The 24,917-nt window shown below is 72.4% G+C and carries 31 protein-coding genes; 22 read left to right on the top strand and 9 right to left on the bottom strand.

All coding sequences use genetic code 11. The features are described from left to right. Nucleotides 1-23: 23 nt before the first annotated feature. A complete protein-coding gene (locus tag HHX30_RS00960; RefSeq protein ID WP_169978387.1) occupies nt 24-254 on the bottom strand; it encodes a hypothetical protein in 231 nt (76 codons plus the stop codon). Between the two features lie 215 nt (nt 255-469). On the opposite strand from HHX30_RS00960, the gene HHX30_RS00955 reads away from it, so the two are divergent. Next, nucleotides 470-757 (top strand): chorismate mutase, encoded by a 288-nt coding sequence (locus HHX30_RS00955; protein WP_169978385.1) that lies wholly within the window; start codon nt 470-472, stop codon nt 755-757. 250 nt (nt 758-1,007) lie between these two features. On the opposite strand, the gene HHX30_RS00950 is transcribed toward HHX30_RS00955, so the two are convergent. The 3 genes from HHX30_RS00950 to HHX30_RS00940 form a co-directional block, all read right to left on the bottom strand. Then, a complete protein-coding gene (locus HHX30_RS00950) occupies nt 1,008-1,169 on the bottom strand; it encodes a hypothetical protein (RefSeq protein WP_167530286.1) in 162 nt (53 codons plus the stop codon). A gap of 139 nt (nt 1,170-1,308) precedes the next feature. Further along, complete coding sequence (locus HHX30_RS00945) at nt 1,309-1,473, bottom strand: hypothetical protein (RefSeq protein WP_169978383.1); 165 nt, start codon at nt 1,471-1,473, stop codon at nt 1,309-1,311. Nucleotides 1,474-1,574: 101 nt separating this feature from the next. Further along, the gene (locus HHX30_RS00940) at nt 1,575-2,210 is read right to left on the bottom strand and encodes a TIGR03085 family metal-binding protein (protein ID WP_169978381.1); all 636 of its coding nucleotides are present in this window, start codon (nt 2,208-2,210) and stop codon (nt 1,575-1,577) included. Between the two features lie 262 nt (nt 2,211-2,472). On the opposite strand from HHX30_RS00940, the gene HHX30_RS00935 reads away from it, so the two are divergent. From HHX30_RS00935 to HHX30_RS00925, 3 genes are all read left to right on the top strand, one after another. Beyond that, the gene (locus HHX30_RS00935; RefSeq protein WP_169979694.1) at nt 2,473-4,263 is read left to right on the top strand and encodes an ABC transporter ATP-binding protein; all 1,791 of its coding nucleotides are present in this window, start codon (nt 2,473-2,475) and stop codon (nt 4,261-4,263) included. An 82-nt stretch (nt 4,264-4,345) separates the two neighbouring features. Next, nucleotides 4,346-6,154, top strand: a complete 1,809-nt coding sequence (locus tag HHX30_RS00930) for an ABC transporter ATP-binding protein (RefSeq protein WP_396703009.1) — start codon at nt 4,346-4,348, stop codon at nt 6,152-6,154. Nucleotides 6,155-6,236: 82 nt separating this feature from the next. Next, the gene (locus HHX30_RS00925; RefSeq protein ID WP_169978377.1) at nt 6,237-6,764 is read left to right on the top strand and encodes a hypothetical protein; all 528 of its coding nucleotides are present in this window, start codon (nt 6,237-6,239) and stop codon (nt 6,762-6,764) included. A 7-nt stretch (nt 6,765-6,771) separates the two neighbouring features. Here the strand turns inward: HHX30_RS00925 and HHX30_RS00920 are convergent, their stop codons facing one another. The 4 genes from HHX30_RS00920 to HHX30_RS00905 form a co-directional block, all read right to left on the bottom strand. Further along, nucleotides 6,772-7,572, bottom strand: coding sequence for an ABC transporter permease (locus HHX30_RS00920; protein ID WP_169978375.1), 801 nt, complete (start codon nt 7,570-7,572; stop codon nt 6,772-6,774). 10 nt (nt 7,573-7,582) lie between these two features. Continuing rightward, a complete protein-coding gene (locus HHX30_RS00915; protein ID WP_169978373.1) occupies nt 7,583-8,449 on the bottom strand; it encodes an ABC transporter permease in 867 nt (288 codons plus the stop codon). Between the two features lie 70 nt (nt 8,450-8,519). Next, entirely contained in the window at nt 8,520-9,749 is a 1,230-nt protein-coding gene (locus tag HHX30_RS00910) for an ABC transporter substrate-binding protein (RefSeq protein ID WP_169978371.1), read from the bottom strand. A 48-nt stretch (nt 9,750-9,797) separates the two neighbouring features. Next, nucleotides 9,798-10,850 (bottom strand): ABC transporter ATP-binding protein, encoded by a 1,053-nt coding sequence (locus tag HHX30_RS00905; protein WP_169978369.1) that lies wholly within the window; start codon nt 10,848-10,850, stop codon nt 9,798-9,800. 120 nt (nt 10,851-10,970) lie between these two features. Between HHX30_RS00905 and HHX30_RS00900 the strand changes: the two genes are divergently transcribed. From HHX30_RS00900 to HHX30_RS00815, 18 genes are all read left to right on the top strand, one after another. Then, nucleotides 10,971-11,717, top strand: coding sequence for a FadR/GntR family transcriptional regulator (locus tag HHX30_RS00900; protein WP_169979692.1), 747 nt, complete (start codon nt 10,971-10,973; stop codon nt 11,715-11,717). Between the two features lie 4 nt (nt 11,718-11,721). Next, nucleotides 11,722-12,483: a cache domain-containing protein gene (locus tag HHX30_RS00895; RefSeq protein WP_169978367.1), complete on the top strand. Its 762-nt coding sequence runs from the start codon at nt 11,722-11,724 to the stop codon at nt 12,481-12,483. A gap of 35 nt (nt 12,484-12,518) precedes the next feature. Then, entirely contained in the window at nt 12,519-12,869 is a 351-nt protein-coding gene (gene hisI, locus HHX30_RS00890; RefSeq protein ID WP_030509961.1) for a phosphoribosyl-AMP cyclohydrolase, read from the top strand. Further along, entirely contained in the window at nt 12,866-13,492 is a 627-nt protein-coding gene (locus HHX30_RS00885; RefSeq protein WP_169978365.1) for a Trp biosynthesis-associated membrane protein, read from the top strand. The genes hisI and HHX30_RS00885 overlap by 4 nt, the downstream gene beginning before the upstream one ends. A 148-nt stretch (nt 13,493-13,640) precedes the next feature. Next, nucleotides 13,641-14,111, top strand: coding sequence for a DUF4190 domain-containing protein (locus HHX30_RS00880; protein WP_311921919.1), 471 nt, complete (start codon nt 13,641-13,643; stop codon nt 14,109-14,111). 50 nt (nt 14,112-14,161) lie between these two features. Next, nucleotides 14,162-14,800, top strand: coding sequence for an RDD family protein (locus HHX30_RS00875; RefSeq protein ID WP_169978363.1), 639 nt, complete (start codon nt 14,162-14,164; stop codon nt 14,798-14,800). A 10-nt stretch (nt 14,801-14,810) separates the two neighbouring features. Continuing rightward, on the top strand, nt 14,811-15,236 hold the full coding sequence (locus tag HHX30_RS00870) for a DUF2752 domain-containing protein (RefSeq protein ID WP_169978361.1): 426 nt from the start codon (nt 14,811-14,813) through the stop codon (nt 15,234-15,236). 144 nt (nt 15,237-15,380) lie between these two features. Continuing rightward, on the top strand, nt 15,381-16,205 hold the full coding sequence (gene trpC, locus HHX30_RS00865) for an indole-3-glycerol phosphate synthase TrpC (RefSeq protein ID WP_169978359.1): 825 nt from the start codon (nt 15,381-15,383) through the stop codon (nt 16,203-16,205). 47 nt (nt 16,206-16,252) lie between these two features. Next, nucleotides 16,253-17,476 (top strand): tryptophan synthase subunit beta, encoded by a 1,224-nt coding sequence (gene trpB / locus HHX30_RS00860; RefSeq protein WP_169979688.1) that lies wholly within the window; start codon nt 16,253-16,255, stop codon nt 17,474-17,476. Between the two features lie 22 nt (nt 17,477-17,498). Continuing rightward, nucleotides 17,499-18,293, top strand: a complete 795-nt coding sequence (trpA, locus tag HHX30_RS00855) for a tryptophan synthase subunit alpha (RefSeq protein WP_169978357.1) — start codon at nt 17,499-17,501, stop codon at nt 18,291-18,293. 137 nt (nt 18,294-18,430) lie between these two features. Beyond that, on the top strand, nt 18,431-19,000 hold the full coding sequence (locus tag HHX30_RS00850; RefSeq protein WP_169978355.1) for a DoxX family protein: 570 nt from the start codon (nt 18,431-18,433) through the stop codon (nt 18,998-19,000). Nucleotides 19,001-19,051: 51 nt separating this feature from the next. Continuing rightward, complete coding sequence (locus tag HHX30_RS00845) at nt 19,052-19,798, top strand: thioredoxin domain-containing protein (protein ID WP_311921916.1); 747 nt, start codon at nt 19,052-19,054, stop codon at nt 19,796-19,798. Between the two features lie 210 nt (nt 19,799-20,008). Beyond that, on the top strand, nt 20,009-20,170 hold the full coding sequence (locus tag HHX30_RS00840) for an alpha helical protein (protein ID WP_169978353.1): 162 nt from the start codon (nt 20,009-20,011) through the stop codon (nt 20,168-20,170). Between the two features lie 34 nt (nt 20,171-20,204). Next, entirely contained in the window at nt 20,205-20,900 is a 696-nt protein-coding gene (locus HHX30_RS00835) for a GPR1/FUN34/YaaH family transporter (protein ID WP_169978351.1), read from the top strand. Between the two features lie 72 nt (nt 20,901-20,972). Beyond that, nucleotides 20,973-21,941: an ADP-ribosylglycohydrolase family protein gene (locus tag HHX30_RS00830; RefSeq protein ID WP_169978349.1), complete on the top strand. Its 969-nt coding sequence runs from the start codon at nt 20,973-20,975 to the stop codon at nt 21,939-21,941. 91 nt (nt 21,942-22,032) lie between these two features. After that, nucleotides 22,033-23,064, top strand: a complete 1,032-nt coding sequence (gene lgt / locus HHX30_RS00825) for a prolipoprotein diacylglyceryl transferase (protein ID WP_169978347.1) — start codon at nt 22,033-22,035, stop codon at nt 23,062-23,064. Beyond that, nucleotides 23,061-23,780: a VIT1/CCC1 transporter family protein gene (locus HHX30_RS00820; protein WP_169978345.1), complete on the top strand. Its 720-nt coding sequence runs from the start codon at nt 23,061-23,063 to the stop codon at nt 23,778-23,780. Before lgt ends, HHX30_RS00820 begins: the two co-directional genes overlap by 4 nt. After that, nucleotides 23,777-24,709 (top strand): hypothetical protein, encoded by a 933-nt coding sequence (locus tag HHX30_RS00815; protein WP_169978343.1) that lies wholly within the window; start codon nt 23,777-23,779, stop codon nt 24,707-24,709. Before HHX30_RS00820 ends, HHX30_RS00815 begins: the two co-directional genes overlap by 4 nt. A 17-nt stretch (nt 24,710-24,726) precedes the next feature. Here the strand turns inward: HHX30_RS00815 and HHX30_RS00810 are convergent, their stop codons facing one another. Beyond that, entirely contained in the window at nt 24,727-24,915 is a 189-nt protein-coding gene (locus HHX30_RS00810; RefSeq protein ID WP_169978341.1) for a hypothetical protein, read from the bottom strand. Between the last annotated feature and the right edge of the window lie 2 nt (nt 24,916-24,917).

Raw genomic sequence — 24,917 nt, 5'->3', positions numbered from 1 at the left:
TCCCGGCCCCCGGTCGCGGGTCCTCAGTCGATGTCGACGATCGCCGTCGGGTAGGCGTCCGGACCGGTGCCGAGCGAGGAGGACGCCATGGACTGGTACTGCCACTGTCCCTGGAAGGATCCGCCCTGGCCGCACCCGCCGTCGCCCCAGCAGGTCGCGGCGGCGGACGCCTCGTGGGTCGGCTGGGCCGCCGCGAGACCGACGGCCGCGAGGAACGCCAGGCCCAGCAGGCTCGGGAAACGCTTGGCACGCATAGCTGTCTCCTGTCCGTAGAGGGATCCTGCGGCGCTCCGGAGCCCGCCTCCTCAATGGTCAGCCGGTGGTGAGGGAACCGTCCATACCAATCACCCCAAATAGGGCGATAGTGGGCGAAAACCGGCATGAGCGATTGTGTGGTCTTTTATCGGCTATGTCTGGCCGGTGTGGCCTAAGGTTGCCAGTGATCATCGCTGACCATCGGAGGGAACGCATGTCCGACCCCACCTCGCTCGACGAGGTCCGCCGCCGGATCGACGAGATCGACGCCCGTCTGACGACGCTGCTGGCCGAACGGCAGAAGCTCGTCCGCGCGGCGGCGGCGTTCAAGACGGACGAGCAGTCCGTACGGGCTCCCGACCGGGTGGAGCGCGTCGTGACGGCGGCGCGGGAGAGGGCGGAGCGCGAGGGGCTGTCCCCGGAGGTCGCCGAGGCCGTCTGGCGGGCGATGATCGGGGCGTTCGTCGAGTACGAGCTCAGCGAGCACCGGCGGGCCGGGTAGGTCGCCCGGCGCTCCCGTCGCCCGGGTCTGTCGTCCGGGGTTGTCAGCCGGGCCCGTGCGCGACAGGCGGGTGTGGAAACGGGATTCGGGGGCAGGTGGGTGCGCGGAGGGGATGCGGAAGGAGAGGCCGGCGGAGCAAGGCGGATGCCCTGCCGGCCCTTGTACGCGGAGAGCCTCGCGGCTCCGGTCACTCGAAGTGGTTATCGTCGGAGCCGCCGGGATGGAGAGCGGGAGCGGGGAGTCCGCGACCTCAACTCAGGACCGAGGTGAAGAAGGTCGCCAGCCGGCTGGCTCCGGTGTTGACCGTGTCGAACACGCCTCGCACGGCGCCTGCCGCCGCTTGCGGCTGGCTGTAGAGGTAGAAGACCACGAACGCGATGGCCGCGTACGTAAGAACCTTCTTCGCCTTCATCGGGGGGCCTCCTGCAGTCGGTATCCCGGTCGTTTGTACCCGGCGGCAGTTTTGATCATAACTAGCCGCGAGGACATGAGGCCGTTCCGCCCTCATGGTGAGACGCGGGCGCGTACGGCCTCGCCGGGGATCTGACCGATCAGCCCGAGACGAGCGAGGTGAAGAACGCGGACAGGCGTTCGGCCCCCGTGGTGATGCCTCCGAACAGGTTCCTGACCGCGTCGGCGGCGTTCGCGGGCTGTGTGAACAAATAAAAGATCACGAACGCGATGGCCAGGTAGGTCAGGACCTTCTTGAGGTTCATCCGGGGCTCCCAAACGCTCCCACACATCGTGGCTCGTCTCATGCTGCCCCATTACGCGGCGTTTACGTGGAGAATTCCGGACAAGTCCAGAAACTCCGGTCTCATGGCCCCAATCGGGCCTCGCGCAGCCGGGCGACCGCCGCGGCGTCCCCGTCGTACGTCACCCGGGCGTGCGCCTGCCGGCCGAAGGCGAACAGCACCAGCTCCGACGGCTCGCCGGTGACCACCACGGCCGGCTCGGCCATGCGCCCGGCCGCCTTCGCCCCGTCGGGACGGCGGAGCACGACCCCCACCGGGGCCTTGCGCAGGAAGAGCCGGGCGGCGCCGCGCAGCCGGTGCCAGAGCGCCTCCTGCAGGTCCCTCGGGACGACGCGGGGCTCCCATCCGCTCTGCGCCCGGCGCACGTCCTCGTGGTGGACGAACAGCTCGACGGTGTTGACGATCTCGTCCAGACGGGGGACCAGGCCGTACGGCGTCCAGCGCGGCGGCCCGTGCCGGACGAGCCCGACCAGTTCGGAGTAGGGGTGACGCCGCTTGAGGCGCTCCTGCACGGCGGCGGTGTGCCCGGCCAGGAGCGGCAGCGCGATGCCGGGCACGGCGTCGAGCCGGCGCTCGCGCAGGACGAGGTGGGCCGCGAGGTCCTCGGTCGTCCATCCCTCGCACAGCGTGGGCGCCCCCGGACCGAGGCGGTCGAGCAGGTCGCAGAGCGTCGCGCGCTCCGTCTGGGCGTGTGTCACGTGATCAGCCTATGCGCCGGTCACGCCACCCGGATCGGAGGCCGGGCACGTCCGAGGAATAAACGGCTTGATCAGGATGATAGGGAGTATCTAGGACCAAGGGCTCGGGCGGCGTCGGTCCGGTGACCGATCCGGCGGCGTCCCCGAGTGGGTAACGTCCCCCTCCGGGGCGCTCGCAGGGAGCGGCCCGGCTGGTCCCCGATCGGAAGGAACGCACCGCGTGCCGACGAAGGAGTCTCCCGCGCGGCCCCGCAGCTCAGTGATGCTCCAGGGTCTCAAGGTCATCGGTGTGGCGATCAGAACCGAGCCGAGGATCTTCACCGGCGCGGTCCTCGCCAGCGCCCTGTACGGCGCGATGACCGTCGCCTCGTCCTGGGCGCTCGGCTGGGCGACCGACAACGCCGTGCTGCCCGCGTTCCGGGACGGCGCGGCGAGCAGCGGCGCGCTGGTCACCGCGGCCCTGCTGATCGTGGGTGTGGCGGTGTTCAAGGCGGCGGGGATCATGGGCCGGCGCATCATGGCCGGCATCCACCAGTACCGGATGCAGGCCCACTCCCGCCGCGCGGTCACCCGGCAGTACCTGCGGCTGCCCCTCGCCTGGCACCACCGTCACCCGACCGGGCAGCTGCTGTCCAACGCCAACTCCGACGTCGAGGCGGCCTGGGGGCCGCTCGCGCCGCTGCCCATGGCGGTGGGCGTTGTCGTCATGCTCGTGACGGCCGCCGCGGCGATCGTGCTGGTCGACCCGGTGCTCGCCGTCGTCGGCTTCCTGATCTTCCCGGCCGTGGCCGTGCTCAACCTGGTCTACCAGCGCAGGCTCTCACCGCTGGCGATGCGGGCGCAGCAACTGCGGGCCGAGGTGAGCGAGGTCGCGCACGAGAGCTTCGACGGCGCGCTCGTCGTCAAGACCCTCGGCCGCGAGGACGCCGAGACCGCGCGGTTCCAGGCGAAGGCCGACGCGCTGCGGGACGCCAACGTCGCCGTCGGCCGGGTCCGCGGGCTGTTCGACCCCATGCTGGAGGCGCTGCCCACGCTGGGCGTGCTGGCCGTGCTGCTCGTCGGGTCGCTGCGGCTGGAGTCGGGCGGCGTGGCGGCCGGCGACCTGATCCAGGTCGCCTACCTGTTCACCCTCCTCGCCTTCCCGATCCGGGCGCTCGGCTGGGTGCTGGCCGAGCTGCCGCGCAGCGTCGTCGGCTGGACGCGGGTCAGGGACGTCCTCGACGCCTCCGGCTCCATGGAGTACGGCACCGCCCGCCTGGACGCCTCGGGCCCGGCCCGGGTCGAGGCGGAGGGCGTCGGCTACGCGTACGTGCCGGGGAGCCCGGTGCTGACAGACGTGACCTTCTCGGTCGCGCCGGGCCACACGATCGCGGTCGTCGGACCGACCGGAGCGGGCAAGTCGACGCTCACCCAGCTGCTGGCGCGCCTGATCGACCCCGACGAGGGCGTCGTCCGCGTCGACGGCGTCGACCTGCGCACGGTGGCCAGGGGCGGGGTCAGCGACTCGGTGGCGTTCGTCCCGCAGCAGACGTTCCTGTTCGACGACACCGTGCGCGGCAACCTCGCGCTCGGTGCGGCGGTGCCGGACGAGCGGATCTGGGCCGCGCTGCGGCTCGCGCAGGCCGACGGCTTCGTCAGCGCGCTGCCGTCCGGCCTGGACACCAGGATCGGCGAGCGCGGCGCGACGCTGTCGGGCGGGCAGCGGCAGCGCCTGGCGCTGGCCCGCGCGGTCGTGCGCGAGCCCCGGCTGCTCATCCTCGACGACGCCACCTCCAGCGTCGACCCGCAGGTGGAGAAGCGCATCCTGTACGGCCTGCGCGACGGCGCGGCCGAGGCCACCGTGATCGTGGTCGCCTACCGGATGGCGACGATCGCGCTGGCCGACGAGGTCGTGTACCTGGAGCAGGGCGTGGTCGCCGACCACGGCACGCACGAGGAGCTGCTGGCTCGCTGCGCGGGCTACCGCGACCTCGTCACCGCCTACGAGCGCGAGGAGGCCGAGCGGGCCGAGCTCGACATCCGCGACGACACCGACGAGGAGGTCGTCGCATGACGTACGGCCCGAAGCCTTTGACGAGGAGTGTGACGCGGTGACCGCCGTGACCGACCCAGCGAGTGACCCAGCGAGTGACACGGTGAGCGACACGGTGAGCGACACGGCCACGGGACAGGCCTCGTCCCTGCGGTCGGCCGACCGGGGCGCGCTGGAGACGCTCAGGCAGGGCCTGCGGCTGTCGCCGGAGTTCCGCCGCGGGCTCGCCGGGACGCTCGTCCTGGCCGTGCTGGCCACGCTGGGCAAGGTCGTCGTGCCGATCGCCGTGCAGCAGGTGATCGACCGGGGCCTGGGGTCGGGCGGGCCCGACCTGCCGTTCATCCGGAACGCGGTCGTGCTGTGCGCGCTCGCGGTGGTGCTGACCGCGCTCTGCGGCTACCTGATGAACGTCCGGCTCTACCGCTCCACCGAGTCGGGCCTGGCGGCCCTGCGCGGCAAGGGCTTCCGCCACGTGCACGACCTGTCGGTGCTGACGCAGAACACCGAGCGGCGCGGCGGCCTGGTCTCCCGGGTGACCGGCGACGTCGACCAGATCAGCACGTTCATGCAGTGGGGCGGGCTGATGGTCATCGTGTCCGCCGGCCAGCTGGTGGTGGCGACCGTGCTCATGGCCGTCTACTCCTGGCAGCTCACGCTGCTCGTGTGGGCCTGCTTCCTGCCGCTGGTGCTGGCCCTGCCCCGGTTCCAGCGCCTGGTGGCCAGGGCGTACACCCGGGTGCGCGAGCGCGCCGGCGACGTGCTCGCCGCCGTCAGCGAGTCGGTGGTCGGCAGCGCGGTGATCCGGGCGTACGGCTCGGAGGACCGCACGGCCGAGCGGATCGACACGGCGGTGGACGGCATGCGCGCGGCGCAGACCCGGGCCCAGAAGATCGTCGGGTTCACGTTCCCGACCACCGAGCTGGTCGCCTCGATCTCGGTGGCGCTGGTGGTCGTGGCCGGGGTCTGGCTGGGCGTCGCCGACTCGATCACGGCGGGGCGGCTCATCGCTTTCCTGTTCCTGATCACGCTGTTCATCAGCCCCCTGCAGACCGCGACCGAGGTGCTGAACGAGGCGCAGAACGCGATCGCCGGGTGGCGGCGCATCCTCGGCGTGCTCGACACCCCGGCCGACGTGGCCGACCCGGTGAACGGCGCGACGCTGCCGCGCGGCCCGATCTCGGTCCGCTTCGACGGCGTGGGCTTCGCCTACCCGGGCGGACCGCCCGTGCTGCACGACGTGTCCGTGGACATCCCGCCGCGCACGCGGATCGCGGTGGTGGGGGAGACCGGCTCGGGCAAGACGACCTTCGCCAAGCTGCTCACCCGGCTCATGGACCCGACCTCCGGCCGGATCCTCGTGGACGGTGCCGACCTGCGCACCGTGAGCTTCTCCTCGCTCAGGGAGCGGATCGTGATGGTCCCGCAGGACGGGTTCCTGTTCGACTCGACGCTGGAGGACAACATCCGCTTCGGACGGCCCTCGGCGACCCGGGAGGAGATCGCCCGGGCGCTGACCGAGCTCGGCCTGGCGGACTGGCTCGACGGCCTGCCCGCCGGCCTGGACACCCCCGTGGGCCAGCGGGGCGAGTCGCTGTCGGCCGGGGAGCGGCAGCTCGTCGCCCTCGCCCGGGCCTACCTCGCCGACCCCGACCTGCTGCTGCTCGACGAGGCCACCTCCGCCGTGGACCCCGCCACCGAGGTGCGGCTCGCCCGCGCTCTCGACGGCGTCACCCGGGGCCGTACGGCGGTCTCGATCGCCCATCGCCTGTCCACCGCCCAGGCGGCCGACGAGGTCCTGGTGTTCGAGCACGGCCGGATCGTGCAGCGCGGGCCGCACGCCGTCCTCGTCGAGCAGCCCGGCGTGTACGCCGACCTCTACGCCTCCTGGACCACCGCCACCACCACACGCTGACGCCCCGCGCCGCCGACGGCGGACCGGACGACGCGCCTCCCGCCGATCGTGCGTGCGACGGTACGGCCGGCAGCCTGCGGCGATGCGCTGGGAGCAGGCCGGCTGGCGCCTGATCGGGGTGCCCGACCTCGAGAAACCGGACCACGACGTGTCGCGCGGCGTACTGCGGGATGTCGCCGTGATCGGTCCCGATGACGTGTGGCTCGTGGGCGGGGTCTCGTGGCTGATGGAGCACGAGTACGACGAGGAGGGCGAACCCCGGGAACGGGGCCGCCCGGTGGCTCTGCACTGGAACGGGAAGTCGTGGACCTGCCACTGGGGCCCGCTGGGATCGAGCTTCCCGCGTCCCGCCTGGAGGACCACCACGTTCCACCAGGCGGAGCCCGACGGCAGGGGCGGCCTGTGGGTGCTCGGTCGCCGCGATCTGCTCTGGCATCTGTCCGGCGGGCGCTGGATCCGCCACCGTGTGCCCGCGCCGGCCGGGCACACGGCGGAGGTCGCCTCCCTGGCCCGGCGGCCCGGCACGAGCCAGGTCTACACGGTGGGCTCGGTGATCCTGAAGAAGAACGCCTCCGACGTCTCCCACGCCGCCCTGTGGCGTGCGGGCTGAGCAGGGCTCAGTGGGTCTGCGGGTCGCCGCCGGACAGGCGCTGGGCGAGCCAGATCGGGATCACCGACAGCAGGATCAGCGCGGCGGCGACCACGTTGACCACCGGCGCCTGGTTGGGCCGGAACAGGTTCTCGAAGATCCAGATCGGCAGTGTGCGGACGCCGGCCCCGGCGGTGAACGTGGTGACGATGATCTCGTCGAACGACAGCGCGAAGGCGAGCAGCCCGCCCGCGAGCAGCGCCGAGCGCATCATCGGGAACGTGACCAGGCGGAACGTGGTGAACGTGTCCGCCCCGAGGTCGGCCGAGGCCTCCTCCAGGTTCAGGCCCATGCGGCGCAGCCGGGCCAGCACGTTGTTGTAGACGGTGACGACGCAGAACGTCGCGTGGCCGACGATCACGGTCAGCAGCCCGAGGGGAAGCCCGAGCACCGTGTGGAAGGTGTTGCTCAGCGCGATGCCGGTCACGATGCCGGGCAGGGCGATGGGCAGCACGATCACCAGTGAGACGGTCTCCCGGCCGAAGAACGCGTAGCGCTGCACCGCGAACGCGGCCATCGTGCCGAGCACGAGCGCGATCGCGGTCGCGCCGAGACCCGCCAGGACCGAGGTCCACAGCGCGTCGCGCAGGCCGGCGGAGCCCCAGGCGGCGCTCCACCAGCGCAGGGTGAACCCTGCGGGCGGCCAGGAGAAGGTCCTGTCGGAGTTGAACGAGTTGAGCAGCACCACGGCCAGCGGCACGTAGACGACCGCCAGGCCGGCCGCCAGCGCCGCCCGCAGCAGCGTCCGGGACGTACGGGAGAGGTTCACCGGGCCTCCTTCACAGGCTCTCCAGCGCGCCGGTGCGGCGTACGGCCGCGAGGTAGACCAGCATGATCACGACGGGAACGGTGGCGACGGCGGCGGCGAACGGCAGGTTGTTGGCCGCGCCGATGTTGTCGTAGACCACGTTGCCGATGAGCTGGGTCTTACCGCCGACGATCTTCACGGTGATGTAGTCGCCCAGTGAGAGCGAGAACGTGAAGATCGACCCCGCCACCGCGGCGGGGAGGGTCAGCGGCCAGACCACGGTGCGGAAGGTGCGCCACCCGCGCGCGCCCAGGTCGCCGGCCGCGTCGAGCAGCGAGTTCGGCAGCCGTTCGAGACCCGCGTAGATCGGCAGGATCATGTACGGCAGCCACAGGTACGACAACGTCACCACGGTGGCGGTCAGGCCGTAGCCCCAGCCGAGCACGCCGTCGGAGGACAGCATCACCCGCCAGGCGTACGCCTTGACCAGATAGGACGCCCACAGCGGGGTCAGCACGGCGATCACCAGCCAGCGCTGGGCCCGGGGTGAGGCGAGCTTGGCCATCGCGAAGGCCATGGGGAAGGCCACCACCAGGTCGATCAGCGTGACCGCCGCCGCCACGCCCAGCGAGCGCAGGGCGACCGTACGGTAGACCTCGCCGGTGACCAGGTCGGTGAAGTTGGCCCAGGTGAACACCCTCACCACGTCGCCGGTGAACACGTCCGTCGACCAGAACGCGGTGACGAAAAGGGCCGCGAGCGCGCCCAGGTAGGCCAGCCCCAGCCAGGCCAGCGGCGCCGACAGCAGCAGCGACAGCCGCACCCCGGAGTGCCGGTGCAGGAATGATGCGGCTCGCCTCCGCACCCCGGCGGGGGCGGCCGTCGTTGTCGTCGTCATCGTCCTCTCTCCGTGGGGCTGTTCGTGCTGCCGAGGGGGACGGCCGGGCGGCCGCCCCCCGGAGGAGCGCTCAGCCCTTGATCTCGGTCCAGGCCCGGGTCCACTCGGAGTAGTCGGTGCACTTGACGTCGGTGCGCCCGTCGAGGCACTGCGCGATCGGCGTGGTCCAGTAGTGGACCTTGGAGAAGTACTCCTCGTCCGTCGCGTGGTAGGTGTCGCAGAACGACTTGTCGGAGGTCTCCGCGCACGCCTTGACGTTGGACGGCGCCTCGCCGAACCACTCGGCCACCTGGGCGTTGGCCGTGGGGGAGATGATCCAGTCGAGCCACTTGTAGGCGCAGTTGGGGTGCTTGGCCTTCGCGGCGACCATCCACGTGTCGGACCAGCCGGTGGAGCCCTCCTTCGGCAGCGTCGTCTCGACCGGCGCCTTGTCGGCCTCCACCAGGTTGGCGATCACCTGCCAGGTCGTGCCCACGGCCGTGTCGCCGGACTTGAACGACTGCACCGCCTTGGTGTAGTCGGACCAGTACTCGCCGATGTTCTGCTTCTGCTGCTTGAGCAGGTCGACGGCGGCCTGGAGCTGCTTGTCGTCCAGCGCGTACGGGTCCTTGATGCCGAGCTCCGGCTTGGCCGACATCAGGTAGAGCGCGGCGTCGGCGATGTAGATGGGCGAGTCGTAGGCCGTCACCTTGCCCTTGTACGGCGAGGCCGGGTCGAACACGACGCCCCAGGAGTCGGGGGCGGGCTGCACCGTGTCCGTGCGCCACATGAGCAGGTTCGCGCCTCGGCCGTGGGGGATGCCGTACGCGACCCCGTCGACCGAGTTCCACGGCTTGAGCTTCAGGCCCTCGAACACGTCCTTGTAGTTCGGCACGAGGTCGGTGTTGACCGGCGCGACCGTGCCCGAGGCGATCAGGCGCAGCGAGGCGTCGCCCGAGGCCGACACGGCGTCGTACTCGCCGGTCTTCATCAGGTTGACCATCTCGTCGGAGGTGCCGGCCGTCTTGGTGTTGACCGTGCAGCCCGTGGCCTTCTCGAACGGGTGGACCCAGTCGACCTTGGGGTCGTTGGAGCCGTCCTCCGCGTACCCGGCCCAGGCGACGAGGTTGACCTGACCCTCGCCGGGGCCGAGGGACTTCAGCGCCTCGATCTTCGGCGGCGTGAAGGCATCGCCGCCGGGGGCCGCGGCCGAGCCGCCGGCGGTGGACGACCCGCCGCCGCAGCCCGCGACGGCGGCGAGCGCCAGTGCGGCGGTCGCGACGAGGGAAGGCCTGGCGAAACGCGGACGGGGGGACCGCATCGTGATTCTCCTTGCTGTGAGGTGGTGCTGTGGGCGCGGTGGCAAAGCTCAGCCGGCGATGACCGGCTCGGCGGGGGCGTCGATGGGGAACTCGTGCCGGCGGTGCCACACGAGGCGGACGCGGGCGCCGCGCAGGCCCGTCACGTCCATTGAGGAGGCCTGCAGGTTCTGCTGCAGGGCGATCAGGCGCCCGCCCGCGTCGAGGTCCACGACGAACCGGGTCGCCGGGCCGGCGTACACCACCTCGCGGACCGTGCCGGCCGCCTCGTGCTCGTCGGGACCGGTCTCCTCCTGGCCGAGCACGACGCGCAGCTTCTCCGGGCGGACGCTGAAGGTGCCCTCCCTGCCCAGCACGGTCCGCGCGGCCTCGCCGGAGATGAGGTTGGAGGTGCCGACGAAGGAGGCGACGAAGGCGGTGGCGGGGCGCTCGTACACCTCGGCGGGGGTGCCGACCTGCTCGATCCTGCCCTGGTTGAAGACCGCGATCCGGTCGCTCATCGTCAGCGCCTCCTCCTGGTCGTGGGTCACGAACAGGAACGTGATGCCGACCTCGCGCTGGATCGCCTTCAGCTCGACCTGCATCTCCTCGCGGAGCTTGAGGTCGAGGGCGCCGAGCGGCTCGTCGAGCAGGAGCACGCGCGGCCGGTTGACCAGCGCGCGGGCCAGCGCGACCCGCTGGCGCTGGCCGCCGGACAGCTGGGCCGGGCGCCGCTTCTCGAAGCCCTCCAGCCGCACCGAGCGCAGCGCGGCGAGCGCCCGCTCGCGCCGCTCGGCTCTGGGCACCTTCTTCACGCGCAGGCCGTACTCGACGTTGTCCAGCACGCTCATGTGGGGGAACAGTGCGTAGTCCTGGAAGACCGTGTTCACGTCCCGCTCGAACGGCGCGAGCCGCGTGACGTCGCGCCCGCCCAGCTCGACGGTCCCGGCGGTGGGCGACTCGAAGCCCGCGATCATGCGCAGCACGGTGGTCTTCCCCGAGCCGGACGGCCCGAGCATCGCGAAGAACTCCCCGTCGGCGACGTCGAGGTCGACTCCGGCCACCGCCTCGACCGGCCCGAAGCTCTTGCGCAGGCCCCGGAGACTGACTGCTTGGTCTGGCATGACCTGAAACATATGGAGTTAAATGTTTCGCGTAAAGACCTGATCCGGTATCACTGTTGTCAACTTTCGCGATGTCGGTTCTCGCGGACGGCGTGGGCGAACAGGAGTGCGACCGTGAACATGGCCCGCCTGGCCGTCTTCTCGCCGGTGGACAGCACCGCCCGGGTGGACGCCGTGGTGCGGCGGCTCGCCGACGCCATCGCGGTCGGCCTGCTCGCCGACGGCGAGCAGCTGCCCAGTGAGGCCGAGCTCGCGGGCCGGCTCGGCGTGTCCACGGTGACCCTGCGGGAGGCGCTCATGGCGCTGCGCCAGCAGGGGATGGTCGAGACGCGGCGCGGCCGGGGCGGCGGCAGCTTCGTGCGCCTGCCCGCCGAGCTCGACCCCCTGGCGCGGCTGCGCACGTTCGCGGCCGACGAGCTGCGCGACTTCGGGGACCACTACGCGGCCATCGCCGGGACGGCGGCCCGGCTGGCCGCCGAGCGCTCGCTGCCCTCGGACCTCGCGCCCCTGTGGCGCACCCTGGACGAGATGGACGAGGTCGCCGCCGCGCCGCGGGCGGCCGGGTCTCCCGGTGAGGCGTGCGCCCGGCTGCGCAGGCTCGACGGCCGCTTCCACATTGAGGTGGCGGCGGCCTCGCAGTCGGCCCGCCTCACTCAGGAGGAGATCCGGTTACAGGCTGACATCGGACCGTTGCTCTGGCTTCCGCACGAGGGGCTGAGCGGGCACGATGAGACGGCGGCACAGCATCGCGCCATCGCCGGGGCCGTCCGGCGCGGCGACGGCGAGCAGGCCAGGGCCGTCGCCGAGCGGCACGTGCTCGACGCGACACGACACCTCATCGAGCTGCGGTTGCGGCTGCGGGAGTAGAAGCATGAGCACACCGGTGTCCCTTGCGCAGGCCGGGCACGACCACGCCGCCGCGGCGGTGGCGCGGGTGCGCGAGGCGGCCGAGGGCGTATTCGAGGCGCTGCGCGAGGTCCGCGACGCCGCCGTCGCCTGCGTCAGGCCCGCGGGCGGCGCGCGCCGCCCGGTCGCGGCCGACCTCGCGGCGCTGCGCCCGCTGCTGTGGGCGCGGCTGCGCGGCGGCGCGCTGCCCGCCCATCTGCCCGCCCACGTGACGGCGCTGATCGCGGGGATCGGCTTCATCGCCGCGCCAGGCCTGCTGGCCGACGCGCCGTGGTACCTCGAATGGTGGCAGGAGAACCCGTCCGGCGCCCCCGTGCGGCTGCTCAGGAACATGGACCCGGCCAACAGCGCCTTCTACGACTACACCCACTGGGACTGGTACGCCGGGCCGTCCTCGGGCGCCGAGCGCACCGTCTGCGGCCCGTACGTCGACTACCTGTGCACCGACGAGTACAGCCTCACGCTGTCCGTGCCGGTGGTGGCCGGCGGGAGCTTCGCCGGGGTGGCCGCGGCCGACGTGTTCGTCCGGCGGTTCGAGGGCGCCGTGCTCCCGGCGCTCCGGGAGATCCCGGGCCCCGCGTTCCTGGTCAACGCCGAGGGCCGGGTCGTCGCGTCCAACACCGCGAGCTGGGTGGCGGGCTCGGTCTACCGGGACGGCGGTTCGGCGGCCTTCTCCGTACGTCCGGTGGGCGACCTGCCGCTGTCGCTGGTGACCGCCGCCGGGTAGCGGGGGCGGCCGAAGCCTGCGGCACAATTGGCCTCATGGCCCTCGACCCCAAGATCGCCGACCGGCTCAAGCGCACGCCGGACGGCCTGGTGCCCGCGATCGTCCAGCAGCACGACACCGGCGAGGTGCTCATGCTCGCCTGGATGGACGACGAGGCGCTGCACCGCACGCTCACCACCGGCCGGGCGACCTACTGGTCCCGCAGCCGGGGGGAGTACTGGGTGAAGGGCGACACCTCCGGCCACGTGCAGTGGGTCAAGCACGTGGCGCTCGACTGCGACGGCGACACGATCCTGCTCAAGGTCGACCAGGTGGGGGCGGCCTGCCACACCGGTGACCGCACCTGCTTCGACGCCGACGTCCTCGACGTGAGCGGCGCGCCGTGACCGCCCCGGCGCCCGCCCGCGACCAGACGCACAAGGCTCGGCGCTCGCTGCTCGCCTGGCTGGCCGCCTGCGCCGTGGGCGGCGGGCTCGCGCTGCTGGCCGCGGGCCGTGTCTGGGTCACGCTCGGCACGGCGGGGGGCCCCGCCGGAGCGAGCGGCGGCTCCCTCACCGGCAACGACCTGGTCGCCTGGCTGACCCCCGCGGCGCTGGCCGCGCTCGCCGCCGTGCTGGCCGTACTGGCGACCCGGAGGGTCGCGCGGCGGGTGACGAGCGTGGTCGTGGCCCTTCTCGGCGCGGCGGTCGCGGCCGGGGCGTGGGACGGCACGCGCGGCGGCACCATCGCCGCCGCGGCCGCCCAGCACATGACGACCGCGGTGACGTCCGCCGGTCACATCTCCGTGGAGTCGCGCGCCTGGGCCTGGCCGGTGCTGGCCGCCGCGGGCGGGATCGTCCTGGCCGGCGCGGGCGCCGCGGCGGCGGTCCTGAGCGCGCGCTGGCCCGGCATGTCGGGCAGGTACGACCGGGGGACCGGGCGCGCCGGAGCCGGAGGGACGGCGCGGGTGAAGGACGCCGACAGGGCGATGTGGGACGCCATCGACGAGGGCGACGACCCCACCGTGTGACGGCCGGCTGATTCGCGGCCCCGGCGAGCGGGCCGGCGGCCGGCGAAGGGGCGCAGACAGCAGTTTCCGGCGTCACCAACGACCGGCAAGCCGACCGTGTTGGACCGTTCCTGCCTCCCAGATCACAAATCATCCACAATGTGGCCTCGTGCGCAAAGTCCGCGTCCTGCCGTCGATAAGCTTCGCGCCGACTCAGACGATCGCACAGGAGACCCTGATGAGCTACGGGCAGCAGCCGGACGACACGGGCGGCTACGGATACCCGCCGGCCGGCGGCTATCACTCGCAGGGCCCCGGCGGCTACGGCTACCCGCCGCCGCCGTCGGGTCCGTACGGCTACCAGCCCCCGCTGGGTCGCAAGACGAACGGCATGGCCGTCACTTCGCTCATCATGGGCATCGTCGGCCTTCTCCTGTGCGGGTTCACGGCAATCCTCGGCGTGATCTTCGGACATGTCTCACTAAGCCAAATAAAGCGCACGAATGAAGAGGGGCGGGGCATGGCGATCGCCGGTCTCGTCCTGTCCTACGTCGGCCTCGCCGGGTGGATCATCTTTGCGGTGATCTGGCTCGGCGTCTTCGCCGCGGCGGTCAGCACCTCGACGAACGGCGGCTACTAACCCCGTCCGGGTCTCTCCTTCCTTCCCCCCCACTTCGCAGGGAGCACCACATGACCTATGGCGACGACCCGAACTACAACCCGGGCGGTTACCCCCAGAACCAGCCCGGCCCGCAGGGCGGTTATCCGCAGGGCGGCTACCCGCCGCCGCAGGGCTCGTACCCTCCCCCGCCCGCCGGCGGCCAGTACGGCGGCGCGTACGGCGCGCCCGGCGGCTACCCGGCTCCCGAGCTCGCGCACTGGGGCCTGCGCGTCGGCGCGTACCTGATCGACGGCCTCATCGTCGGCGTTCCGGTCTGGATTCTCACGTTCATCGCCGGCGGCATGCTCGCCGGTTCGATGGAGGTGGACCCGGAGACGGGTCAGGCCACCATGTCGGGCGGCGGGACCGGGATCGCACTGATCGTCTACCTTCTCGCCATCGTCCTCGGCCTGGGGCTGGGGCTCTGGCTGAAGTACAAGGAGGGCACCACCGGTCAGACGGTCGGCAAGAAGGTCGTCGGCATCAAGACGATCAAGGAGCAGACGGGCGAGTACATCGGATTCGGCATGGCCTTCGTGCGGTCCCTCTGCCACTTCGTCGACGGCCTGCCCTGCTACATCGGCTTCCTCTGGCCGCTGTGGGACGACAAGCGGCAGACCTTCGCCGACAAGATCGTCGGCACCGTGGTCGTGCGCGCCCCGCGTTAGGCTGATCTCCATGCAGGTGACCGGACGGCGCGCGTGGGACCGGATGCGGTCGCTGCGCGCGCCGTTCGGCGCCGCGGCCGTTCTCGCCGGGGCGGTGACGTACCTGGCGGTGGTCGACCCGCACGAGCCCGGCCACTACCCCGTCTGCCCGCTCTACTGGCTGACCGGCCTCTACTGCCCGGGCTGCGGCGCGCTGCGCGCCGTGCACGACCTCGCCCACGCCGACCTCGCCGGGGCGGCGCGGATGAACCTGCTCTTTGTCTTCTGCGTCCCTGTCGTAATCACGCTGTGGGCCCGCTGGACGTTACGATCATGGCAGGGACGGCCTGTGCGCGCGAGCCTCGCGCACCCCGCGTACCTGTGGGGGCTCCTCGCCATCGTGATCGTTTTTGGGGTAATACGGAACACGCCCTTCGGGCATTTCCTCGCACCCTGAATCGACCCGGTGGCGGATCGACGCGAGACGGGCCGATACCATCGCAGGGCAGGACACGCAGAGCAGTCGACCGGAGGGACCCTTACGCGTGAGCGAGCGGACAGGCAAATCGCGCGAGCTCCGAGCCGAGAGCGAGGAGGACGCGTGAGTGTTCTTGAGGACATCATCCTGGGCGTGCGGGAGGACCTCGAAGAGCGGCAGCGCGACGTGCCGATCGAGGAGCTCAAGCGGCTCGCCGCCCGTGCCCCCGAGCCCCGTGACGCCTATGCCGCGCTCGGCGGCGACCGGGTGTCGGTCATCGCGGAGGTGAAGCGGTCGAGCCCCTCGAAGGGCGCGCTCGCCGCCATCGCCGACCCCGCCGCGCTCGCGGCGGACTACGAGAAGGGCGGCGCCCACGTCATCAGCGTGCTGACGGAGCGGCGCAGGTTCGGCGGCACCCTCGCCGACCTCGCCGCCGTGCGCGCGGCCGTGGACATCCCCATCCTGCGCAAGGACTTCATCGTCACCTCCTACCAGCTGTGGGAGGCCAGGGCGCACGGCGCGGACCTCGCCCTGCTCATCGTGGCGGCCCTCGACCAGCAGGCGCTCGTCTCGCTGATCGAGCGGGCCGAGTCGATCGGGCTCGCCCCGCTCGTCGAGGTGCACACCGAGGAGGAGCTGGACCGGGCGGTCGACGCCGGTGCGAAGATCATCGGGGTCAACGCCCGCAACCTCAAGACGCTCGAGGTGGACCGCGAGGTGTTCGCCAAGCTCGCGCCCAAGGTGCCGGACGGCGTCATCAAGATCGCCGAGTCCGGGGTGCGCGGCCCGCACGACCTGCTCGCGTACGCGCGGGCGGGGGCGGACGCGGTGCTGGTGGGCGAGAGCCTGGTCACCGGCAGAGACCCCAAGGCCGCGGTCAACGACCTGGTTACCGCCGGCGCCCACCCGGCCTCACGGCAGGACACCGGCTCCGAGAGGCACCCGTGAACGACAGCGCTGCAGAGGGAGGCCGCGTGACCCCGACGGAAGCGACCATGATCACCCCCGCCGATCTGGCCGGGGGCGGGGTCCGCGGCGACGACCCGGACGTCCACGGCAAGTTCGGCAGGTTCGGCGGCAGGTACGTCCCCGAGGCGCTCATCCCGGCCCTCGACGAGGTCGCCGCGGAGTACGAGAAGGCCAAGACCGACCTCGGCTTCATCCGCGAGTTCGACCACCTGCTGCGCACGTACGCCGGCCGTCCGACGACGCTGACCGAGGTGCCGCGGTTCGCCGAGCACGCGGGCGGCGCGCGGATCCTGCTCAAGCGCGAGGACCTGACCCACACGGGCGCACACAAGATCAACAACGTGCTCGGCCAGGCGCTGCTGACCAAGCGGCTCGGCAAGCGGCGTGTCATCGCGGAGACCGGGGCGGGGCAGCACGGCGTCGCCACCGCCACCGCCGCGGCGCTGATGGGCCTGGAGTGCGTCATCTACATGGGCGCCGTCGACTGCGAGCGCCAGGCGCTCAACGTGGCCAGGATGAAGCTCCTCGGCGCGACGGTCGTGCCGGTGACCAACGGCAGCCAGACCCTCAAGGACGCCATCAACGAGGCGTTCCGCGACTGGGTCACCAACGTCGACCACACCCATTACCTGTTCGGCACGGTCGCCGGGCCGCACCCGTTCCCGGAGATCGTCCGGGACTTCGCCCGGATCATCGGGGTCGAGGCGCGCCGTCAGGTCCTCGAGCTGACCGGCCGCCTGCCCGACGCCGTCTGCGCCGCCGTCGGCGGCGGGTCGAACGCCATCGGCGTCTTCCACGCCTTCATGGAGGACCAGGACGTCAAGCTGTACGGCTACGAGGCCGGCGGCCGGGGCGCGGAGAACGGCGAGCACGCGCTGACCCTGACCCAGGGCAGCGTCGGCGTGCTGCACGGCTCCCGCACCTACGTCCTGCAGGACGAGGAGGGCCAGACGATCGAGTCGCACTCGATCTCGGCCGGCCTCGACTACCCGGGCGTCGGCCCCGAGCACGCGTGGCTCAAGGACACCGGACGTGCGACCTACGAGGGCGTGACCGACGAGGAGGCCATGGAGGCCTTCGCCCTGCTCGCCCGCACCGAGGGCATCATCCCGGCCATCGAGTCCTCGCACGCGCTCGCGGGCGCGCTGCGGCTGGGCCGCGAGCTCGGTCCCGAGGCCGTCATCCTGGTGAACCTGTCGGGCCGCGGCGACAAGGACATGGGCACCGCGATGAAATACTTCAACCTCTGATCAGCATCGACAGGACATCCCGATGACGACACTCCAAGCGGTGTTCGACAAGGCCCGCGCCGAGGACAGGGCCGCGCTGGTCGGCTACCTGCCGGCCGGCTTCCCGACCAAGGACGGCGCGGTCGCCGCGGCGACGGCGATGGTCGAGGCCGGCTGCGACGTGATCGAGATCGGCCTGCCGTACTCCGATCCGCTCATGGACGGCCCGACCATCCAGGACGCGGTGCACAGGTCGCTGACCAACGGCACCCGCATCGCCGACGTGCTGCGCACCGTCGAGGGCGTGGCGAAGTCGGGGGCCGCGACGCTGGTCATGACGTACTGGAACCCGATCGACCGTTACGGCGCCGAGCGCTTCGCACGCGACCTCGCCTCCGCGGGCGGCGTCGGGACCATCACGCCGGACCTGACGCCCGAGGAGTCCGGCCCCTGGCTCGCCGCGAGCAAGGAGTCCGGCATCGACACGGTCTTCCTCGTCGCGCCCAGCTCGCCGGACGAGCGCATCGCGCGGGTCGCCGCCTGCTGCACCGGCTTCGTGTACGCGGCCTCGCTGATGGGCGTGACCGGCGCGAGGGAGTCCGTCAGCTCGGCGGCCGAGGGCCTGGTCAAGCGGACCAGGGCGCACACCGGGCTGCCCGTCTGCGTCGGCCTGGGCGTCGGCAACGGCGCCCAGGCGGCCGAGGTGGCGGCGTACGCCGACGGCGTCATCGTCGGGTCCGCCTTCATCCGGCGCCTGCTCGACGCCCCGGACGAGAAGTCCGGTCTCGCGGCCGTACGCGAGCTCGCGTCCGAACTCGCCCGGGGTGTCCGGCGCTGAGCCGCCCTGAGGTTTCCTTCCCGTAGGTGCGCCACGACCGGCCGAGATAAGGCGGCTTACCATGCTCTTATCCAGCACATGGTGAGGTTGGGTCCCGGTACTGTTCAGTCGGTGTTGCCTACCGGGCGAGGAGACTCATGGTTCAGTTGGCATCCGGCACCTCGGTGTCCGAGCGGTTACAGCCTGCGAAGCCCGCGCTCTCCTGGGTCACGACCGCCGCACGGGTCGTGCTCGCGGGTGTACTGATCGTCGCCGGTGCGCTCAAGATCGGCGCGCCCGCGTTGTCGGTGCAGGCGGTGCGGGCCTACCAGCTCCTGCCCGACTCCGTCGCGCAGGTCGTCGGGTACGGCCTGCCCGTCCTTGAGATCATCACCGGCCTGCTGCTGCTCGTCGGCCTGTTCACGCGCGCGGCGGCGGTCGCCGGCGGGGTGCTGATGGTGGCCTTCGTCATCGGCATCGCGTCGGCCTGGGCCAGGGGGCTGCGCATCGACTGCGGCTGCTTCGGCGGCGACGGAACGCTGGCCGCGGGACAGGACCCCAACTACTTCTGGGAGCTGCTGCGCGACTTCGGACTGCTCGTCTGCGCGGCGTGGGTCGTCGTCAGGCCGGCGAGCCGCTTTTCGCTGGACTCCGCGCTGGGCTTCACCGGGGAGCGGGAAACGACGGACGAGGACGGCTCGGACGACGGTGAGGACGACGGCGCGTGACCGCGGACGACCGCGGGACGTGGCCGTGGAAATAGCCAGGGGGGAAGTTTCGTGAGCAAGCGTACGAGCGAGGCGGCCAGGGCCCGCATCGCGGCCCAGCGGGAGGCGCTGCGCAAGCAGGAGCAGCGCAAGCGCATCACGATGATCGTGACCATCGCGGTGGTCGTCGTGATCGCGGCCGCCTTCGCGGTGTGGTCGATGCGCCAGGGGGCCTCGGAGAAGGTCGCGGGCGGCCTCGCTCCCGTCACCGTGCAGGAGGACGGCACGGTCGTGATGGCCAAGTCCGGCGTGACCGCGCCCGTGGTCGACGTGTTCGAGGACTTCCAGTGCCCGGCGTGCAAGCAGTTCGAGGAGACCAGCGGTTCCACGCTGAAGAACCTGGCGGCCGAGGGCAAGGCCAAGGTCGTGTACCACCCGATCACGATCTTTGGGCAGGAGCCGACCAAGGGCAACTCGCTGCGGGCGGCCTCCGCGGCCCGGTGCGTGACCGACGGTCAGCAGTGGCTGGCGTACCACGACAAGCTCTACAAGAACCAGCCGAGTGAGACCGTGACCGGCTTCACCATCGACGAGCTGATCAAGTGGGGCAAGGAGGCCGGCGTCACCGCGACCGATTTCGACAACTGCGTGCGGGAGCAGCGCAACGTCGCCGCTCACCAGCAGTTCTCCGAGAAGACCATGAGCACGCAGAAGCTGACCGGCACGCCGACCGTCAAGCTCAACGGCAAGGACCTCGACACCAACGTCGCCTTCGTGCCGAACTCGCTGCGCGACGCGGTGGAGAGCGCCGGCAAGTGACCTCCCGCCGGGACGGCCCCGCACGGGCCGTCTCGCGCCCGGCTTTCGCCGGCCAAGAATCGGGCAAGGGTCGCGTGGTTCTCCCGTGACGGGGGTATCGAGCGCGATGTCACAAGCTCCGCACAGGCCGGGGAGAGGCCGGTCCGACCGGAGTCCCGCCCGCGCCTGCCACGAGCGGTTCCCCCGCGATGAGCTGAGCGAGGAGGCGCCGTGCCCGCCCACACCGGTGAGAAGGCCCGCAAGACCGGCGTCTTCCACTGCGCCGTCTGCGGGGAGAAGGTGTCGGTCCACGAGGGCGACACGATCCCGGAGTGCCCGAACGGCCACACCGAGTTCGACAGCCGCACCCAAGAGCCGGACAACCGCTCGTGACCGAGCGGCGGCCGATGCCGGTGCCGCCGGGCCGATGAGCGGGCGCGACCTCCCCGGGGAGCCGGCCGGCGGACAGGCCGGCGTCGCCCGCGTCGTCCTGCGGCCCATGGGCAGCCCGCTGCCGCTGGGCTTTCTCGGGCTCGCCCTGGCCACGACCGCCTTCGCCGCAATGGAGCTCGGCTGGGTGCCCGCCGCGCAGGGGCGCGTCGTCGCCCTGGCCGCGCTGCTGTTCACCGCGCCGCTGCAGTTCCTCGTCTGCGTGCTCGGCTTCCTCGCCCGCGATGCGGTCGCAGGGGCCGCGATGGGCGTCCTTTCCGGCACGTGGGCGGTGATCGGCGGCGTCACGCTCACCTCCCCGCCCGGCACCACGAGCGCGGCGCTGGGCGTCGTCCTGCTCACGGCCGCCGCGGCGATGCTCGTCCCGGCCCTCGCGGGCCTGCCCAAGCTGGTGGCCGCCGCCGTGATGGCCATGTCTGCCACCAGGTTCGCGATCACCGGCGTCTACGAGCTCACCGCGTCCGCGGGATGGAGGACCACGGCGGGCGTCGCCGGTCTGGTGCTCGCGGTCGTCGCCTACTACGCCGCCCTGGCGTTCGAGCTGGAGGACGCGCATGGACGTGCGCTCCTCCCCGTGGCCCGCCTCGGCCGGGCCCGTACGGCGCTCGGGGGCGATCTGAGCGACCAGACGAAGGGGCTGGCGCGCGAAGCGGGCGTGCGCGAGCAGCTGTGACGCTCGCCTGAGAGGTTCCCGGCGGCCGCGCGTGCCGGGTTTCGCCTCCACGGCCGTGGTTAGCATGCCCGCATGCCGTACGACGACCGGTCTTCCCTCAGTGAACCCCCGGGCGCCGCGAGGAGGATCCACGCGGCGATGCTCGCCTTCGCGGCGGGCGACGCGCTCGGCGTGCCGTGGGAGGGCCGCCCGCCGGAGCGCGTCGACCCGGCCGAGGTCGTCCGGCTGCCGGCGCCGGACCGGGGCTGGCCGCGCGGCGCGACCTCCGACGACACGGCGCAGATGGTGCTGGTCGCGCGGTGCCTGGCCGACACGGGCGGGCGGCCCTCCTCCATGGACTTCCTCACCCGGCTGGCCGGCGCGGCGCCCGCGGTGCGCGGCCTCGGGCCGACGACGCGGCGGGCTCTCGCGCACTTCGCCGAGACGGGGGAGATCCCCGCGCCCTCGGCGGACGACCTGGCCACCAACGGCGCGGCCATGCGCGTCGCCCCGGCCGGCTGGGCCGTGCCGCCGCACCACCCCGGACGCCGCCGGAGTTCGTGCGAGGTGCTGTCCGCCGCGACGCACCGGGCGCCCGCGGCCGTGGCGGCGGCCTGCGTGATCGCGGCCATGGCGTCGTACGCGGTGGAGGGGGCCCGCCCGGCCGATCTGCTGGACGCGGCGGCGGCCGAGGCCCGCTGGGCGGGTGAGCGCTACGGCCCGATGGGCGCGGTGACGGACGCGGTGACGGACGCCGCGCGCGGGAGGTGGTCGCCCCCGCCCGCGGGGGTCTCCCTGGACGCCGTGGAGACGGTCGCCGCGGTGGTCCACGTGATCCGCGAGGCCCCGGACCCGGCCGCCGCGCTGCCGTACGCCGTGTCGCTCGGCGGGGACACCGACACGGTGGCGGCGCTCGCGGGCGGCGTACTGGGCGCGTGCGACCCCGGCGGGGTGACCGCGCTGGGCTGGCTGGGGCTCGTGGATCTCGGTGAGTACCCCGGCCTGGAGGACCTCGCCGCGCGCCTGTCCGCCCTCCGCGAGGACGCCGCCGCCGGGCTCTGAACGGGGTGCGACGGGTGGTCGGCGCAGGTCGGGCAGACGTTGCCCGTGCCTCGCTCCGGGGCCACCCTCTCTTGCGGTAACGTCACGTTACATGCCCCTCCTCGCCTCGATTCCCAGCCCGTCACAGGGGGTCTGGAATCTCGGACCGATCCCGATCCGCGCGTACGCGCTGTGCATCGTGCTCGGTGTCATCGTCGCCGTCTGGATCGGCGAACGCCGCTGGCGCGCCCGTGGCGGCGCCCCCGGGACGATCACCGACCTCGCGGTCTGGGCCGTGCCGTTCGGCCTCGTCGGCGGACGTCTCTACCATGTCATCACCGACTGGCAGATCTACTTCGGTTCGGAAGCGCCCAAGCGGCCGATCGACGCCCTGTTCATCTGGGAGGGCGGCCTCGGCATCTGGGGCGCGATCGCCCTCGGCGCGCTCGGCGTCTGGATCGCCTGCCGCCGGCGCGGCATCTCCTTCACCGCCGTCGCCGACACCCTCGCCCCCGGTGTGGCCGTGGCCCAGGCCATCGGCCGGTGGGGCAACTACTTCAACCAGGAGTTGTTCGGCGGCCCCACCGACCTGCCGTGGGGCGTGGAGATCGAGCCGGGCCGCCCGGGCACCATCCCCGGCGCGACCACCTACCACCCGGCGTTCCTGTACGAGTCGCTGTGGGACCTCGCGCTCGCCGTGGTGCTGATCCTGGCCGCCCGCAGGTTCACGCTGCGGCACGGCCGGGTGTTCGCGCTGTACGTGGCGGGCTACACGCTCGGCCGGTTCTGGATCGAGGGGCTGCGGGTGGACCCCGCCCACCACATCCTCGGCCTGCGGCTGAACCAGTGGACCTCGATCGTCATCTTCCTGTGCGCGCTGGCGTACCTGTGGCTGGCCCGCAACCGCGCGGGTGAGGAGCCGCTGGGCGTCCAGATCGGCGACGGCGACCCCGCCCACGCCGACCCCGCTCACGGGCGGGACCAGGCCGACGAGCCGGAACTCCTGCGTGAGGAGGAACCGGACGAGACGCCGCGGGATCCCCACGACGAGGGCGGCGGCGCGGGCTCCGGCGAGACGGCGACCGCGGGCGCGAACGCCGCGAGCGACGCCGGGGCGCCGGAAGGGGAGGCCGACCGGCGATGACGAAGGCCACGACGGGGGCGCGGGCCGAGATCCACCACGAGCACCGGGACGTCAACGGCGGCTGGTTACGCCCGGCCGTTTTCGGCGCGATGGACGGGCTGGTCTCCAACTTCGCGTTGATCGCCGGTGTCGCGGGCGGCACCGCCGAGACCAGGATCATCGCGCTCGCGGGCATCGCCGGCCTGGCCGCCGGAGCGTTCTCCATGGCGGGCGGCGAGTACGTGTCGGTCGCCAGCCAGCGCGAGCTCGCGCAGGCCGAGATCGACGTCGAGCGCCGGGAGCTGGAGCGGCACCCGGAGGCCGAGGAGGCCGAGCTCGCCCGGATGTACGAGCAGCGGGGTGTGGACCCGGAGACCGCCAGGGAGGTCGCCCGGCAGATCTCCCGCGACCCTGAGGAGGCCCTGGCCGTCCACACGCGGGCCGAGCTGGGCGTGGACCCCGACGACCTGCCCTCGCCCGTGCTCGCGGCCGTGTCGTCGTTCCTGTCGTTCAGCCTGGGCGCGATCATCCCGCTCCTGCCGTACCTGCTGGGCGTGCGGGGGCTGTGGGTCTCCGCCGTGGTGTCGATGGTGGCGCTGTTCGCCGCCGGCGCCGTGGTCTCCCGGGTGACGGCCCGCAGCTGGTGGTTCAGCGGCCTGCGCCAGCTCGTGGTGGGCGCCGTGGCCGCGGCGCTGACCTGGGGTCTGGGCTCGCTCATTGGAACCGGCGGTCTATGACCAAGCGCAAGCGCCGGTCGTCCGCGCCGGCCGAGGGCTGGACCGGGGCCGCCCTCACCGATCTGGGCCTGGACGACCGGCAGCAGCGGGTGTTCGTGTGGTCGGTCGTCGGCGCGGGAGTGCTGGCGATCGCCCTGGTGCTGACGCTGACGGTCAACGCGATCGGCGGCGCGCCGCCGCAGCCGGCGCAGGCGGCGGGCGGCGTGGTCGGGGAGGGACTGCCCGCGTCCTTCCAGTCCTGGCCGTCGCTGAAGGAACTGGCCCCGGTCCAGGACCGCAAGGCCGACGCGGCGCCGCTGACCGCCCAGGAGGTGTTCGGCGCACGGACGCTCACGGCCGGGAAGGTCACGCTGCGCAGGCTCGCCAGCCGCCTGGACCAGGCCTGCGCAGGCGCGGTGTGGGGAGCCGATCTCGCCGACGCCCTGGCCGAGGCCGGCTGCACCCAGGCCGTCCGCGGCCTGTACGCCACGGCCGACGGCACGTACGTCGCGCAGTACACCCTGTTCAACCTCGCGGACGTCGCGGCGGCCGATTCGCTGGCGAAGTCGCTCGCGTCGCTCTACCGGGGCGCCTGGGTGCAGCCGCTGGAGTCGCCCCGCGCGAAGTTCGGCGCCTACAGCGAGGCGAACGCCTACGTCCTGGGGCACTACCTCGGGGTGGCCTGGGTCGGCAGGACCGACGGCGCCGAGCCGGGGGAGAGGGACGACTTCATCATGCTCGGCCTGGCCGTGCGGGAGGCCGAGAAGGCGGTCTTCCGCCGCGTGGTCAAGATCGCCGGGGTGCCCTCGGACCCCGCGCAGCCGCCCGGCCCGGCCGACACCACCCAGCCCTCGGAGGCCCCTCCCACCGACCCCGGCGCCACGCCGGCGGTCTCCGCCCCCGCGGCCACCGTCATCCCGTCTGCGGGCGGGGTCCAACCGTCCAGGTAGACCGGTGGGCGGCCTCGTTACCGCTTGCGCGGACCGGAGGATTTACTCCGGGACGAACCGGCGATTATCAGTAACATCATCGCGCCGGCTGCCAGAACGGCGGCCTTGCTCGGGCTGTGCTGGAAGATCCAGACGATGACCGCGCCGGCGAGGCACAACACCGCCGCCACTCCGACGATCTTCTGTAGGACGCGGTTCCGCTGCACGG

The organism is Microbispora sp. H10836 (genome assembly GCF_012999525.1).
Classification (GTDB): Bacteria; Actinomycetota; Actinomycetes; order Streptosporangiales; family Streptosporangiaceae; genus Microbispora.
The sequence above is the reverse complement of the archived record's forward strand: the minus strand, read 5'-3'. Positions and strand labels throughout refer to the sequence as shown.

Coding starts and splice junctions, on each gene's coding strand:
- HHX30_RS00960 (WP_169978387.1), bottom strand. CDS start 254: ATGCGTGCCAAGCGTTTCCCGAGCCTGCTGGGCCTGGCGTTCCTCGCG.
- HHX30_RS00955 (WP_169978385.1), top strand. CDS start 470: ATGTCCGACCCCACCTCGCTCGACGAGGTCCGCCGCCGGATCGACGAG.
- HHX30_RS00950 (WP_167530286.1), bottom strand. CDS start 1,169: ATGAAGGCGAAGAAGGTTCTTACGTACGCGGCCATCGCGTTCGTGGTC.
- HHX30_RS00945 (WP_169978383.1), bottom strand. CDS start 1,473: ATGAACCTCAAGAAGGTCCTGACCTACCTGGCCATCGCGTTCGTGATC.
- HHX30_RS00935 (WP_169979694.1), top strand. CDS start 2,473: ATGCTCCAGGGTCTCAAGGTCATCGGTGTGGCGATCAGAACCGAGCCG.
- HHX30_RS00925 (WP_169978377.1), top strand. CDS start 6,237: ATGCGCTGGGAGCAGGCCGGCTGGCGCCTGATCGGGGTGCCCGACCTC.
- HHX30_RS00915 (WP_169978373.1), bottom strand. CDS start 8,449: ATGACGACGACAACGACGGCCGCCCCCGCCGGGGTGCGGAGGCGAGCC.
- HHX30_RS00910 (WP_169978371.1), bottom strand. CDS start 9,749: ATGCGGTCCCCCCGTCCGCGTTTCGCCAGGCCTTCCCTCGTCGCGACC.
- HHX30_RS00905 (WP_169978369.1), bottom strand. CDS start 10,850: ATGCCAGACCAAGCAGTCAGTCTCCGGGGCCTGCGCAAGAGCTTCGGG.
- HHX30_RS00900 (WP_169979692.1), top strand. CDS start 10,971: ATGGCCCGCCTGGCCGTCTTCTCGCCGGTGGACAGCACCGCCCGGGTG.
- HHX30_RS00895 (WP_169978367.1), top strand. CDS start 11,722: ATGAGCACACCGGTGTCCCTTGCGCAGGCCGGGCACGACCACGCCGCC.
- hisI (WP_030509961.1), top strand. CDS start 12,519: ATGGCCCTCGACCCCAAGATCGCCGACCGGCTCAAGCGCACGCCGGAC.
- HHX30_RS00875 (WP_169978363.1), top strand. CDS start 14,162: ATGACCTATGGCGACGACCCGAACTACAACCCGGGCGGTTACCCCCAG.
- HHX30_RS00870 (WP_169978361.1), top strand. CDS start 14,811: ATGCAGGTGACCGGACGGCGCGCGTGGGACCGGATGCGGTCGCTGCGC.
- trpB (WP_169979688.1), top strand. CDS start 16,253: ATGATCACCCCCGCCGATCTGGCCGGGGGCGGGGTCCGCGGCGACGAC.
- trpA (WP_169978357.1), top strand. CDS start 17,499: ATGACGACACTCCAAGCGGTGTTCGACAAGGCCCGCGCCGAGGACAGG.
- HHX30_RS00850 (WP_169978355.1), top strand. CDS start 18,431: ATGGTTCAGTTGGCATCCGGCACCTCGGTGTCCGAGCGGTTACAGCCT.
- HHX30_RS00835 (WP_169978351.1), top strand. CDS start 20,205: ATGAGCGGGCGCGACCTCCCCGGGGAGCCGGCCGGCGGACAGGCCGGC.
- HHX30_RS00830 (WP_169978349.1), top strand. CDS start 20,973: ATGCCGTACGACGACCGGTCTTCCCTCAGTGAACCCCCGGGCGCCGCG.
- lgt (WP_169978347.1), top strand. CDS start 22,033: ATGCCCCTCCTCGCCTCGATTCCCAGCCCGTCACAGGGGGTCTGGAAT.
- HHX30_RS00820 (WP_169978345.1), top strand. CDS start 23,061: ATGACGAAGGCCACGACGGGGGCGCGGGCCGAGATCCACCACGAGCAC.
- HHX30_RS00815 (WP_169978343.1), top strand. CDS start 23,777: ATGACCAAGCGCAAGCGCCGGTCGTCCGCGCCGGCCGAGGGCTGGACC.